General features: G+C 57.2%; 8 protein-coding genes and 4 pseudogenes. 3 read left to right on the forward strand and 9 right to left on the reverse strand.

Annotation, left to right across the window (positions count from 1 at the left end):
• Positions 1–85: 85 nt before the first annotated feature.
• From FBZ89_RS24230 to FBZ89_RS31645, 6 genes and pseudogenes are all read right to left on the reverse strand, one after another.
• Positions 86–450, reverse strand: a pseudogene (locus tag FBZ89_RS24230) (transposase); the annotation flags it as partial.
• 465 nt (positions 451–915) lie between these two features.
• The gene (locus FBZ89_RS24235; protein ID WP_145752943.1) at positions 916–2,268 is read right to left on the reverse strand and encodes an HlyD family secretion protein; all 1,353 of its coding nucleotides are present in this window, start codon (positions 2,266–2,268) and stop codon (positions 916–918) included.
• A 46-nt stretch (positions 2,269–2,314) separates the two neighbouring features.
• On the reverse strand, positions 2,315–5,896 hold the full coding sequence (locus tag FBZ89_RS24240) for a glycosyltransferase family 9 protein (protein ID WP_145752944.1): 3,582 nt from the start codon (positions 5,894–5,896) through the stop codon (positions 2,315–2,317).
• 446 nt (positions 5,897–6,342) lie between these two features.
• Positions 6,343–6,729: pseudogene (locus FBZ89_RS24250) on the reverse strand (IS91 family transposase); the annotation flags it as partial.
• 12 nt (positions 6,730–6,741) lie between these two features.
• A pseudogene (locus FBZ89_RS31640) lies at positions 6,742–7,167 on the reverse strand (tyrosine-type recombinase/integrase); the annotation flags it as partial.
• 18 nt (positions 7,168–7,185) lie between these two features.
• Complete coding sequence (locus FBZ89_RS31645; protein ID WP_246172533.1) at positions 7,186–7,563, reverse strand: site-specific integrase; 378 nt, start codon at positions 7,561–7,563, stop codon at positions 7,186–7,188.
• A 707-nt stretch (positions 7,564–8,270) separates the two neighbouring features.
• Between FBZ89_RS31645 and FBZ89_RS24260 the strand changes: the two genes are divergently transcribed.
• The 3 genes and pseudogenes from FBZ89_RS24260 to FBZ89_RS24270 all read left to right on the forward strand — a co-directional run.
• On the forward strand, positions 8,271–10,040 hold the full coding sequence (locus tag FBZ89_RS24260) for an HAD-IIIC family phosphatase (protein ID WP_186457549.1): 1,770 nt from the start codon (positions 8,271–8,273) through the stop codon (positions 10,038–10,040).
• Positions 10,041–10,304 (forward strand): acyl carrier protein, encoded by a 264-nt coding sequence (locus FBZ89_RS24265; RefSeq protein ID WP_246172534.1) that lies wholly within the window; start codon positions 10,041–10,043, stop codon positions 10,302–10,304.
• 217 nt (positions 10,305–10,521) lie between these two features.
• Positions 10,522–10,669 (forward strand): annotated as a pseudogene (locus tag FBZ89_RS24270) (IS481 family transposase); the annotation flags it as partial.
• 1 nt (position 10,670) lies between these two features.
• On the opposite strand, the gene FBZ89_RS24275 reads toward FBZ89_RS24270, so the two are convergent.
• The 3 genes from FBZ89_RS24275 to FBZ89_RS24285 form a co-directional block, all read right to left on the reverse strand.
• The gene (locus FBZ89_RS24275; RefSeq protein ID WP_145752946.1) at positions 10,671–12,254 is read right to left on the reverse strand and encodes a hypothetical protein; all 1,584 of its coding nucleotides are present in this window, start codon (positions 12,252–12,254) and stop codon (positions 10,671–10,673) included.
• Between the two features lie 382 nt (positions 12,255–12,636).
• A complete protein-coding gene (locus tag FBZ89_RS24280) occupies positions 12,637–13,050 on the reverse strand; it encodes a hypothetical protein (protein ID WP_186457560.1) in 414 nt (137 codons plus the stop codon).
• A 248-nt stretch (positions 13,051–13,298) separates the two neighbouring features.
• Positions 13,299–13,769 carry a hypothetical protein gene (locus tag FBZ89_RS24285; RefSeq protein ID WP_145752948.1) on the reverse strand — a complete coding sequence of 157 codons (471 nt, stop codon included), beginning with the start codon at positions 13,767–13,769 and terminating at the stop codon, positions 13,299–13,301.
• Positions 13,770–13,869 lie beyond the last annotated feature (100 nt).

Raw genomic sequence — 13,869 nt, forward strand, 5'->3', positions numbered from 1 at the left:
CCTCCTATGCGCTACCGGGACAACCCGATTGCCAGCTCATCACTGGGGTCCCTATTGGGCGCCGATACGGGGTCCCGTTACGCCGCCGATTGACACCGAGCGCCTCGCACATCCACGCGACCGGCCAAATTCCCCGGTGCTTCGCGATGAAGGCGAACCTCATAGGCTCTCCTTCGCGAAGTAGGCCGCCGCTTTTTTTAGGATGTCACGCTCCGCCTTCAGCCGGGTAACCTCCCGCCGAAGACGGTCGATCTCCTCTTGCTCCGCCGTCCGCTGGCCGTGGCCGGGAAAGGCATCCTTGCCAGCCCGGCCGAGAGCCCGCGCCCATTTGCGCAGCATGGTCGCGTGAACCCCAAGATCCCGCGCAGCCTGCGCCACGCTGACACCCCGTTCTTCGATAAGCTTCACCGCTTCGATCTTGAATTCACGGCTGTACTGTTTGCGCTCCAAGTTTCGTCCTCCGGTTGGATCAACACCTTATCCCGGTGTCATCCAATCCGGCAGCAGCCCACTTGACGAAACAGACAGTCGCTCACTCCGGCTGCCCCCGTCATAGATCACGGCCAGGGCCAGCAGACGCCGCGTCTGGTCCGCGTCCTCTGAGCGGCGGGCAAGGGAACGAAGACTTGCGCTATCGTAATCCGGGCGAAGCGGGACAGGCACTGCCATGGCAAACCTCCAACGAGTTGCCAGAGTGACTCATATTTGCACGGCCTTGGGAATCCCCGGCAGGAGTCTCAGTTACCGCAAGCTGGTATCACATGTTGAGTCCAGGCTTTCCAACGGGTGGAACTCGCGCTCCCCATTCATTCGGCGGCTACGTTACGGCCGCCGAATGAGCAGGTGCCCGCCACGATTTCGTGGCGGGCACCAAGTAAAGTGCTATTGGAAGGCAGCCTTCTGCAGTTCAACGCTTCAGGCCATAAACGGAAGCAACAATGCAAACGGTGCTTGGCCCTCCAGCAGTACTATTAAATAGACCCGAAGCGGGCCCTTGTTCTGACGTAGAAATGTGATCTGGAAACCGCAGTCAGGATTGCAACCGCTCAGGGCTGAAGCCACATCCTGACGGCATAGGCTGGGATAGTTGTACCCGAGACAGCCGCTATCGTCGAACACCGCCACCAGCGAAGCGATGTTAGGTACCATGCGAGTTGTCGCCCAGCCGGTGCATTGATAGCTGTCCCCGATTGGCGCGACCTTCTCTACCACGCCGCTCAAGCCAGAAGATTCGTAAAACGGCACGAGGCGCTGGAGTTGAAGGTCGATATTCAACAGTGACGGGCACGTCAAGGAGGCTGCTGAGACACGGTAGAAAGCCCAGGCTTCTTTGCCAAAACGATTGCCGCCATCGGCGTCATGCCATTTCTGTAAGTTGTTAGCCAACCCAAGAGGGGCAAGGCCGTCCGCTGCCCTGGCCAGCATTTGTTGCGCCTGCTCCAGTTTGGCTTGATTGCCCTGTAGCCTCTCCAGTTCGGCCGCAGCATGGCGCAGTTCCTCAAGCTGAGCCGTAACTTGGCCGAACTGATGCGTGAGCATCTGGTAGTTCTGCCTCCAGCTCTCCGTTTCGGTTAAAGCCCGGTTCAGCTCAGCTGTATCCGGACGTTCACGCAGCACCGCTAATTCAGACTGAAGTTCCCGCACCTTGCGGGATTCCGAAACGCGGCTTTTTTCCGTCGCCTCCAACTGATGACGCAACTGAGTGACTTCCAGGACGAGGCCATTGGCGAAATCATCCACGCGACGGAAATTGTTCCACAGATTTCGAATCTGTTGGTTTTGGAAAGCGCTACTTGATGCCGCTGAATCAGCATCCGAGGAGCGAGAGCGGCGTTGAGCAGAGCGACGCGCCTCGGGGATTTCCGGCGCGGTTTCACCCAGAGGCGGATTGGAAGCGCCAGTGGCGGGGGGGATGGCGAGCGGATTGTCCCTCTTGGGCGCCTTCGCTTTACGGACACGCTTCGTTGCGTTGGTCGGCGTGGCGGATGGCGACGCTTGCGGCTGATTGATCGCGGGCGCCTGTGTGGTCACTTTGCTGTCCACAATGATCTTGGCCCCGCCCAGTGATGCGGGGCGTTTCGCTTTCGCATCTTTGGCGGGTGCCGCTTGGACGGCTGAAACCGCCAAGGACCCCGTTCTTGCCTTTTTGGCTTTCGACACGCCTGCAGTCGATGTCATCGACTCAACCACCTGCAGCGAGGGCACAGGGGGCGTCGCCGTGTCACCTACGATCTTTTTCTTGGCCCGAGGCGTACCGGCGGTCGTCACGGTGAGTTCCCTTCGCTTGCTTGAATTCATGGTAGTCATGACTATGTCAGGAGGCCAAGGATCGACGTGAACGAACCGCTCGCGTCGCCGGCGCGTGAACGGGCTGCTGATTCAGATTCCGGCCCCGACCTATCAAAGTTGTCATATGCCGAAAAACGTGAGCTGGGAAAATCTTGCGCATACAATCATGGTTGCGACCACACAAGTGGACATCGTCCAAATAACAAGGGGCGCAAGACACGCGTTTGACAACGCTGACGCCCAAAGCGTTGAAAGGGGACCAAGTTACGGGGTCGACGAAGCCGGACTGGATCGCCACCGTCGGAATGCCGGTAGAGGCGGCGATATGCTTGGGGCCGCTGTCCGATCCCACAAAGCAGTCCGCGCCGCCAATATAGACGACAAGTTCGGGCAACGTGAATTGCCCGATGCGATCCTTCGCTCCCGCTGCCACGAGATCATCAACCATGCTGGCATAACTGGCCCTTTCAGCCGGTGTGCCAATGATTTCCGGAGTGAAGCCGGCCGTTATCATCATAGATACCAGGCCTGTCCAATGGGCGGCGGGCCACATCTTGATATCGTTGCCAGCGAAGGGATGGAGGACGACAAGGCGGTATTCTCCGCCCGCGGGTAATGCCACCTGATCGCTGCCCCAGAAGGAGAGGGAGGCTGGCGCTGTCTCGGGGAAAGCCAATTCCAATGCTGAAACCAGACGCCGCATCTGTATCGCGCCGTTGGCGCTCTTGCGCCATTGTTGCAGATTGCCTTCCCATTCCACGGACACGTCCAGCCAGGGGTAGCTGACGCCTTGGGAATAACCCGCGCGTATGGGCGCGGAAATATGTTTCAAAAGGAAGCGCGTATCGCCATCGGCGCGGAAATCCATAGCCAGATCGTAGGACTGACCGTGGAAGAGGGCAGATAATTCCTCCGCGGCCGCGTCCGAGTCCATTGCCCGTCCATCGCCCGACCGAGCGGCATACAGATTGAAGACATGGACCACGTCGAACAAGCCGGACTGGACAGCCAAATCCCGATTCCAGGCCCCTACCACCACTTCTATGGTTGCCTTGGGGAAGGCATCACGCAGCTGCCGAAATGCGGGGAGGGTCAAAATAAAATCGCCGACATGGTCCATGCGCAGCAGCAGCATGCGACGCACCTCATCACGCACACCGACGATACCGGCCGACCAGATCGCTTCCACCGGCTCGGGATCTACTCTGTAGATACCGCTCTCGCGTTCCAGGGTCGGGTGCCAATAAGGATCCCCGGCGGCATGGCGGGCGCCCCAGCGTTCCCAATACAGGGGCTCCATCTCACTTTCCACCAGTTCGGCACGTGAGGTCTTCTCATGATGCATCAACTCGGCTTGCGGGACGACGGCCACCTGGAGGCCCCGGTCACGCACCCGCATGTGGAAGTCAAGATCATTGAAGGTCAGCGCCAGGCCTTCCTCGAAGCCACCCATGGACAGGAACAGGTCGCGCGGGACCGCGATGGCGGCGCCCAGAAGCGACGTGCAATTGCGCGGCACCTGATTTACGCCGCCCGTCAGCGGATAGTCGGCGGCGCTGAAGGCGAAGTCATTGCGGGCCCAGCCGGCCTGACTCATCAGCGACACGCCGGCGGACTGCACCATGCGATTGCCGGCCAACAGCAAACGCGGCCCCACCACCCCGACGGCCGGCAGGTTCAGATAAGCCAGGAGCTGCTCAATCCAATCCTCATCGACTACTTCCACATCGTCGTTCAGGAATATGAATACGTCACCGCTGGACAGCGCGGTGGCCATGTTATTGAACCGTGACCAGTTGAAGGGGCCGACAACCGGGACGACGATGTCCGCCAAATCGCGCAGACGGTGCTTGTCTTCCAAGGTCTCTGGCTTGAAGTCGATATGATCCAAGACGATGACTTCGATGGCTTTGTAGCTGGTGCGGTGCCGCAGGTCCTCAAGGCACTTGAAAACCCGTCCGCGAACTCCTTTGGTGGGTATGATGATGGAAACCAGGGGAGCTACGGCCTCTAGGTCGGCCGCTAAGCGCAGGGGAGCTGGTCCGGTGCCCCTGAAGTCCTCGTAGGGTTCCAACGGCAGGACGGTGCCATAGCGAGGTGTGATATCAGCCAGAATACGCGCCCGCGCTTCGCGCTCCACAGGCGACAAGTCCCGCAAATCACGCAGGTACTGCGTGATGGAGAGGGATTCGGGCACGTGGAGGCAGCGGTGAGGCTTATGATAGAAGAGTTCCAGAGGATGGCCGGCGATGAACCGCTCCAGCCCACCGGCGGCGAGGGTGGCCAAAGTAGCCTTGGTCAGCCGTGTCGCCCATCCCCGGCCGATGAAATTCATATGGAACGCGGTGACGAACGGGGCGCCTGGTGTCTTGCGCAGAAGGCTGGGTCGCCCCGCAATCGTGGCTCGCTCGTCCCAATATAACAGGTCTACTTCATCGCAGTGACCTTGCGTCGCCAACACGGCAGGAGCGATGGGATCAATGGTCTCTCCCGGTGCGAGGAAGCTGACAAAAGTCGCACCGGTGTGCCGGCTCGCCAAGCTGGACAGTAGGGACTGTAAGCGCTCGATGTCGCGGTAAACTAGATGGCCATCGGCGGTCGCCATCCGCTCGGCCAAGTCACCGGCCGTGTCGAGTTCTGCTGGAACCAGGATCTGGACATCCCAGCCATGAAGGGGCACGCGCTGTAAGGAAGCCAACGTCACTTCTATTTCCGCGTTGTCCTTGGAAGGGACAGATTCACTTGGGCGTCCCGACACGACGATTGCCCATAATGCCCGGATATTGGTTGTTCCGGGCTCCGCGCCGCCCTTCGCCAAATCTCGGTCGGCAGTAAGCTCCCAGAAGCGACGTTCGGCATAAGTCCGGACAGGCACGGTGCGATTGTCTTCTGTCGAGCGCGACGCCTTCATGGTGTAGTCACGTTCCAGCACGTGACCAGTCTTCAATTCGATCCGGAACTTAAGCACATGAATCCCTTCCGGTAACTCCGGAATGAAGAGGGAAAAGCCGGTGTTGAGACCGTTTGGATTGGATCGCCGTACCGCCAAGACGTCGGCGCGGGGAATGCCGAATTGCACCGGCATGACGGAATCATCACCTAGATGGGCTGAAACGGCCCGAATCGCCTCCTGCGCCACGACCCATCCCACTAGGTGGACATTGGTGGTGGCGGTTTGTATAGCCCCCTTGTCGAACCGGGCATTATCTAGATGGAATTCCCCGGTGGGCAGTCCCTTGACAAGGGTAACTGACGTTTCATGAATGACTTTGCCGGATCGGCGCATGCGGAAGGATAGCACCGCCCCGTGGCGTGATTCTGGCGCCACGCCGGCCAAGCTAACTTCGGTTTTGAAGCCTGACTTGAGGGCGTTGGGCAAGTCGGGGAAGGCCGCCTCGACATCCTTGCGCTCCCCATTTGGATGTATGCTGCCAAGCAAGACATCGCCGTGAAAAACATCAAAAGAATGAAGATTATCTGGCAAAACTGCCCATCCGCCAACAGTAACCCCGTCACCGTAGTATTCGAGGTGGCCATGGTGTTTTGGATTCTGTTCAAGTTGAAATTTGCCAATCAGGACCAGGTCATCATTTGTGACATTAGGCATTTTTACGAAAATCCCTGGAGTAAGGCGCACTGAAATCTATTGCGCTGATGAAGGTCGAAATAAAATAATCGCAGCATTTCCCCTATTTCGCCGCACTACCAAATCACACGCATCTACGTTAACAGCGCAACAATGGGTAGGGACACAACGCAGCCGATCCCGCGTCGCGCAACGGAATTTATGAAATGGAACAACATTACCTAAATTGATGATAACTGTAGTTTGGCCATTTTGCCAGCCCATATTGGCGCGATGCCTGTGTTTTGCAGCCTGATGTCAATCAGCACCGAACCTTGGCTCTGACGCAATTTTGGTGATGGCCAGATCATCCGGCGCCGATGACGCGGCCTGGAGCAGGTCGAGCTTCCCGCGACCGTACATCTGGCGTTTGACGAGTTTGAGCTTGGTGATCTGCCCCTCTGTTTGGCCATTGGACTGGGCTGCTGCCGGAGGGTCTCCGCGGCGGCCTTGAACAGGATGGCGTAGACCACCGCCTTGTTCTGGAACGCGATCTCCGCCACGGGTGCTGGCAGCGTGAACAGGACATGGAAGTAGGGCACCGGCAGCAGGTCGGCCTGTCGGGCGGCAAGCCATTCCGCCCGTGCAGCACCCTGGCACTTCGGACAGTGCCGGTTGCGGCAGGAATTGTAGGCGCACCGCACCAGGCCACACGCGGGGTAGGCTTCGGCATGGCCGCCCAGCGTCGCCGTGCGGCATGCTTCGATCGCACCCATCACCCGGCGCTCGACGCGACCGATATGGCCGTCGTGCGCTCGGCGATAGGCGTCGCCGTGGCGGCGAAAGACGTCCGCCACCTCCAGTCCGGCCGGCATGGCGATGCCGGCTCAGGCAGGAGGCACGACCTCCAGCTTCAGGCGGTCGAGCGGGCTCTCGGTGCGCCGGATGAGGCCGTTGGAGACCCGGGTGTAGCGCGCCGTGCTCGACAGGTTGCTGTGGCCCAGCAGCACCTGGATGATCCGGATGTCCGTGCCATCCCCCAGCAGATGGGTGGCGAAACTGTGCCGGAGCGTGTGGACCGTCACGCGCTTGGCCAGCCCGGCGGCGGCACGGGCGGAACGGCAGGCCGAATGGAGCACCTGCACGTCCATTGGCCGGCTCTCGTCCCGGCCGGGAAACAGCCAATGTTCTGGCCGGGCCAAGCGCCAGACGTAGCGGTCCTTGCCACCCTTGCCGTGCTCGACCCGGATGACCATCCGGCCGGCGTCAATATCCCCGACCTTCAGGCTCACCGCCTCCGACGCACGCAAACCCGCCGCGTAGGCCGTCGTCTACGCCGTCCGGCTCTTCAGGCTCGGCACCGCTTCCAGGAAATGCACCACCTCGTCCGCGCTCAACACCACCGGCAGCTTGCGGGGCTCGCGGGCATACGGAATGCGTTCGGGAAGGTCGCCATGCCCCAGCGTCACGCCGTAGAAGAACCGCAGGGCGCAGACCGTCTGGTTCAGCGCCGGCCACGATATCCCCGTGGCGACCAGATGCACTTGGAAGGCACGGACGTCCTCAAGACCCAACCGGTCCGGCGAACGCCCAAAATACCGGCTGAACTTCGACACGGCGTGCACGTAGGATCGTTGCGTCGCCGGCGACAGATTGCGGACCGTCATGTCCTCGATCATACGCCGGCGTAGAGGGCTCAACTCGGCCATCGGGATACCTCCCGTCTGGGGATGCGGCTTCGACAACCACAATCCTCAGACCGGAGACCTCATACGACAATACCAGCACCATTTCCGCGCCAGCGGGTTCGTTCAATCCATATCGATTCTGATGGAGGGGAAAACGCTCTAGCTGCAATAACGATGTCTAAAAGATATCATAGCCTGGAATACGCTGGTTTCATGAAATGAAAAAATCAACAATACCACCTAACACTTCACATTGTATAGTCGTATATATTTCATATATTAAGCTTATTTATCCGAAGTATGATTTATAATGGTTATTATTGTATAATATAATCATATTAGAATACACTTTTTAAGTATAATCCACGGTATAATACTATTTTAATACTCGTAGTGTGTTTGTTGGAACGACATTCCATAATTTTCTTTCTTTAATTCTGGTAAATTATTACTGACAATTGTTTGGTGTGGACGGATGCGCGGCGGCAATTGAGAAATATTTTCATAATCTAATTATGAGGCTTGTTTTTTATTGATCTTCGTGGCAATTGCCTCTTTTGGGTGAGGTCCTGAATCCGAAGGCGGTTCTTGCTCTAAAATTACTGGGCGGTGTTATGACTGACTTGTCTTGGCTTCCAGAGACTAGTGGTTGGCGGGGGGCTTTGAAGGATTTTAGCAAGAATGCGGAGGCGTCTTGGGCGCAAGCCGTAGACTTGGCGAATTTCCGTTTGGATTTCTTCCAGACCAATGCCTTGGACGAGATTGTTCGTCGTCGCTGGGGGGAGGAGGTTCCAACCGGAATCACCGGCAAGCCCATTAGGCTCGCCATCCTCGGCAGTTCCACGTTGGCGCATTTGCAGGCCAGCATCCGTGTGGGTGGCCTGCGCCGTGGCTTGCATATCACGGTTTATGAGAACGACTATGGACAGTACCGTCAGGAACTGGAGGAAGAAGGATCCGCCCTATATGCCTTCCGCCCCACTGTGGTGTTGTTCGCCTTGGACGCGGCGACGCTGACCAGCGGTTTACGCATCGGCCAAAGCGCGTCAGAGGCCCGTAGCGCTCTGAATGCCACCCTGGAAGAGGTGCGGCACTGTTGGCGTCTAGCGCGCCGCATATTCGAAGGTATAGTAGTCCAACAGGCGTGCTTGCCGGTGTTTCCATCCATGCTGGGAAACAACGAGCATCGCCTGCCCGGCTCCCGTGCCTGGGGTGTTACCTACATCAATGACCGTTTGCGGGCTATCGCGGATGAGGAGGGTGCACACATCCTGGCAGTGGATGCTCGGGTGGTCGAACATGGTCTGGGCGCTTGGCACAGCGAGACCCTCTGGCATCGTTCGAGGCAGGAGGTGGCGCTGACCGCAGCGCCATTCTATGGGGACTTGGTCGCACGCTTAGTGGCGGCGGAGCAGGGGCGGTCGTTTAAGTGTCTAGCCCTGGATCTCGACAATACCCTATGGGGCGGCGTCATCGGCGATGACGGGCTTGAAGGCATCACCCTGGGCCAAGGCAGCGCCCTTGGAGAGGCCTATGTCGCCTTCCAAACCTATGTCCGCGATTTGTCACGCCGGGGCGTCATTCTAGCTGTATGTTCCAAGAATGACGAGAAAAACGCGAGGGAGCCGTTTGAGCGCCACCCCGACATGATCCTGCGAACGCTGGACATCGCCTGTTTCGTAGCTAACTGGACGGACAAGGTTACGAACCTGAGGCGCATTGCCAAGGAACTTAACATCGGCATTGACAGCATCGTGTTCGTCGATGACAATCCATTTGAGCGTAACTTCGTGCGCCAGGAACTGCCCATGGTGGCGGTGCCCGAGGTTTCGGATGACCCCACGTATTTTCCCAAAATCCTGGCGACAGCCGGCTATTTTGAGGGACTGGTGGTGACAAAGGACGACCTAGCCCGCACCACCCAGTATGTGGGCAATCAGCAGCGGGAATCTTTCCGGTCTCAGGCCATGGATATGGCCTCGTATCTGGCCGGCTTGGAAATGCGCTTGATCCCCCGCGATTTCGACCGGATCGGTCTACAGCGCATTGTGCAGCTGATCAACAAGACCAACCAATTCAACTTAACCACCCGTCGTTACACCGAGACCCAGGTGCAGGGCGTCATGGAGGATGGTACCGCCGTGGGGCTGCAACTCCGCCTCACCGATCGCTTCGGCGATAACGGCATCATTGGCATCGTTATCGGTCGCCTTGAGGGGGCGGACTTCGTCATCGACACTTGGTTGATGAGCTGCCGGGTGCTAGGGCGTCAGGTGGAGGTCATTACCTTGAACTTGATCGCCGACCGTGCTCGTGCCCTCGGGGCTCGCCGTCTAGTCGGGGACTACATTGCCACCGCGAAGAATGGCATGGTAAGGGAGCATTATCAGAACCTGGGCTTCACCATCGTTCATGCCGATGAACAAGGGAGTCGCAGTGTGTTGGACATTCAAAATTTTTCGCCCAAGCCGACGGCGATAACCATCGTTTCGGAGTAGATGATGCAGGACGAAGCTATTTATGCCGCTTTGATGCCTATATTCGAGGACGTCTTCATGCGAGACGACATCGTCCTGGCTCCTGAGCTATCGGCGAAGGACGTGGCTGGCTGGGACTCCTTCAAGCAGATCGAAATCATTATTGCCGTTGAGTCCCAATTTGGTTTCAAGTTCCATACCCGCGAGCTTGATAGCCTGCGAAATGTCGGCGATCTGGTCCGGGTTGTCAGGGAAAAGAATTCTGCTAGAGTCGTTTTGACTTAGGGCGCCACGGCGATAACTGAATCGCTTTGACAGTGTTGGCGGTGCGGCTGTGTGACTCGGGGGCGTGGGGTTCCGATGCCGAGCGGCGCGTGGTATTGAAGGGCATGATTGACCGGCGCGGGATTTTGCCGCGAGCGAGGCTCGTGCTGCGGGTTGGGGCGATCTGGCAGCGGTTTCGCAGATCACAGGGATTGCCCGCTTGACGATCGAGCGTGTTCTGGAAAGCCTGAAAGCCCATGTCCTGGCCTTCGTCACCGCCTACAACTTCGCCAAACACCTGAAGGCTCTGCTGGCGAACCCCCTACAAGGTGATCTGCGAGGCCTGAACCAAAGACCGATCAATCTTCAAGATTGATCCGCATTAGCTCATTCAGGGACCACACACCCAGATTTTCGCGCCTCAATCATTGCCACAGTTTGCAGGCAAATCTGCACCCAACAGTTAAAAGAAAAGTCATATGCATTCTGACTAGGTGCGAATCGGTCCATATAAGCGAGGTAAACATTATCGCCTACGTCGACCACTAATCCAGGCGGTTCATTATTTGCGATCGAAACAACAAGTATTGGGTTATTGCTAACATTTCTGATTCCATCTTTTAGTTCCATTAACTGCGCATCATTCAATCTCGGATCATGCTTATAGAGGAGCACTTTTTCTCCATCCTCCAAATCCGTCATGAATTTGCGGGCAAGAAATAAAAGTTTCTTTGTTTCTCTTGCCCGGATTTCTTCGGCGTTAGCCTGTCCTTCGAATATCCATGTGTGGTAGAAAAGACCATACGTCTTTTCGCGGACCATAAATTCACGAGATGGTGCAGTTTCTACGACTATGGAGTCGGCTGCACCGATATCTTTGAATTCACTTTTGATACCACGAAGGATTGAAGAAATGGCCGTCGATGACCACCGGAACAAACCAAGAGGGTCCGCACCGGCGCGGCGTTGAACTAGCCCGAACTCACAATTCTGTCCAAGGCTCTCAAAGCGAAGCATTAAGTCCCGCAATGAGATGTCGGCTTCGGCCTCGTCATGCCGAGTTTCCCTCGAAAAATCGATATAAAGATTTTCCAGGAACGTGGCCACTTCACGGCGATCAGAATTGCCCACCACGTCATCTGGGATGATATAATCAGGATGATGGAAACGAACCAAATTTTGTTCGGTTTCGGATAGTAAGGCTGAGGGAAACAGAATGGTAACGTTCCGTTTCGTCGATAAATCCAGCTGATCAACCCGGTGCCCATTAATCTCGATGCTGAGACGTTGAACGGTTCGATATGGGAGCAATATAAAGGGGGAAATGTCCATTGACAATTTGCCGGTCAGTTTTTTGGATAAGGGCGGCAAACAGACCTCCGAGTCATCTCCCACCATCCACAAGCGGACTCCTCGCGGGGTGTCCTCTCTCGCCCAGCCGCGGCCAAGATGCGCTGAGGGATGACCCTCTGTTTTTCCTTCCCAATGAAATGAGTGTTCATCCGATGAATTATGGAGAGATTCAGACTTGCACGCCGTTCTAACAACAATACTTTTCAGCCATATTGATATATCTCTGGCATCATTAGATTTCATGATGGTGGATGGCTGTAATGAGTCCGGATGCCAAAGTCGCACCCAGTTTTCACCAACCCGATTCAGAACCTCTTTTGGCAAGGTAAATTTAACCAGTACTGAACGGTCAACTTCACAGCTAATTACGAGAAAGTCGTTAACGTAAATTTTTAGACGCTGAAGAGTGCGATAGGGCTTTTTCACGCACGGCGCCACATGGAATTCCCAGACAGTGTCGCCTGGGAATTCCATTTTCGGCATAGCGATTTCCGAACTTGTTGATATGGCCCAGGTATAGTTGTTCTCCGGCCAAGACCAGCCATTACGCAGTAGCGCAATTCCATTGCCGCCCAAAGAGAACTCAAATCGAAAATCGCTATTTGGGGTCGGTGACATTTTAGAAGGTACCTACGTTGAGGATCAGGTGTATATATAATACTCGGAGACTCTAGGCGTTTTGAGAGATATAGGCGCCACTTCTGCAAGGCATGTGCGTGTATATTCTATGCGGCAGCGAATAAACTATTTCTCTTGGCTGGGGCAGCAAGGAATCTTCGCTCCGTTGACGTTTGATCATCGCCTTACACTGTCCAAAAAAGCTGCTAATGCTTTAGCACGTCCGTGGCCTAGGGGCCACGTACAATTTTAGCCCGGATGCTTCTGCTCCACGATTCAGCATAATCTGATTAGCCGGTGATGTCGCTGCCAGGTAATTCTTAGTCAAAGATTTTCCAGGGATAATGAAACATGTGGAGTGCGCCCCTTGGCGTGGATAGCTTCAAGCTGCGGAATTGACCGGTGATTGGGCTTGTTGTTCCTTGAATGCGAGATAGTCCCGCTTTCGCTGGAGCATCCGTGCTTCAGCGCCCCCTTTAGAAACTCGATCTCCAGCGCATGGGTGATCGAAAGCCAGGCGTGACGCCTCGATACAGAAGACGGCGCCGACCAGCTTCTGGAAGCCCGGACGCTCGACCAGCCCCAAGCCGGCTCGGTTTTGAGCGAGGAGAAGAAGCTTTCCATGGCGGCGTTGTCCCAGACATTGCCCGCCCGGCTCATGGATCTGCGAAACCGCTGCCAGACCGCCCCAACCCGCAGCACGAGCCTCGCTCGCGGCAAACACCCGTCGGCCCGGCTCGTCACGCTTCGAGCCGTCAGCCTCCCATCGCTGCAAAATCCCGCGCCGGTCGATCATGCCCTTCAATACCACGCGCCGCTCGGCACCGGAACCCCACGCCCCCGAGTCACACCGCCGCACCGCCAACACTGTCAAAGCGATTCAGTTATCGCCGTGGGCGTCTTTAGACTAATCCCGGACTGCTCAAGCGATGAACCGCGCCTGAATGGCCAACCTGCAGCCTACGCCGCATCCGCGATGCCGGGGAAAGGGGGGGCGTCTACACCATCCGTTCAATGCACGCACACTACGATAACAGGCGCGGTTTAGGCGCTCAGTGCCTCCCGCTCGCATGTGGTCGGCAGCTGCGCGGCGGGAAGGGTCAGGGTCAGCTGGTTGTGCCTCAACGCGAAAGCCAGGGCCCGCGCCGTCATGGCCAGGGCGGGGCGATCCTCGTCCATGGCCAACCAGCGCAGTTGGGCGTCGAATTGCGCCTCCTTGCCGTTCTGGGCGGCGGCGACCAACTGCAGCACCTGGCGTTCATCCGCCGTCAGGCTGGGGCAGCCCGGATGGCCGATGGACAGTTCCCGACGGCAGGTATGGATCAGGGCCAACAGGAAAGTGTGCAGGGTGGCCAGCACCTCCCGCCCATCCTCGCCGCAGGTGTCGGCGAACTCCCGGCCCACCAGGGGACCGTAGTCCTTGCCCTTGACCATGCGCCGCAAGGCCCACACCAGCAAATGCTCGCCGGGGCCGAATTCCGGCGTGTGGTCCATCGTTCCGGCAATGGCATCCATCAACGACATCATCAGTCTCCCGGCCGCTTCCACCCCAACGCCAGGGGAGGCTAAGCGCCGCAGATGCAAATCATTCTCAAACCATAACCCATGTCCGCGC

Source organism: Nitrospirillum amazonense, from assembly GCF_007828045.1.
Classification (GTDB): Bacteria; Pseudomonadota; Alphaproteobacteria; order Azospirillales; family Azospirillaceae; genus Nitrospirillum; species Nitrospirillum amazonense_C.

Coding starts and splice junctions, on each gene's coding strand:
- FBZ89_RS24240 (WP_145752944.1), bottom strand. CDS start 5,896: ATGCCTAATGTCACAAATGATGACCTGGTCCTGATTGGCAAATTTCAA.
- FBZ89_RS31645 (WP_246172533.1), bottom strand. CDS start 7,563: ATGGCCGAGTTGAGCCCTCTACGCCGGCGTATGATCGAGGACATGACG.
- FBZ89_RS24265 (WP_246172534.1), top strand. CDS start 10,041: ATGATGCAGGACGAAGCTATTTATGCCGCTTTGATGCCTATATTCGAG.
- FBZ89_RS24275 (WP_145752946.1), bottom strand. CDS start 12,254: ATGTCACCGACCCCAAATAGCGATTTTCGATTTGAGTTCTCTTTGGGC.
- FBZ89_RS24280 (WP_186457560.1), bottom strand. CDS start 13,050: ATGATCGACCGGCGCGGGATTTTGCAGCGATGGGAGGCTGACGGCTCG.
- FBZ89_RS24285 (WP_145752948.1), bottom strand. CDS start 13,769: ATGGATGCCATTGCCGGAACGATGGACCACACGCCGGAATTCGGCCCC.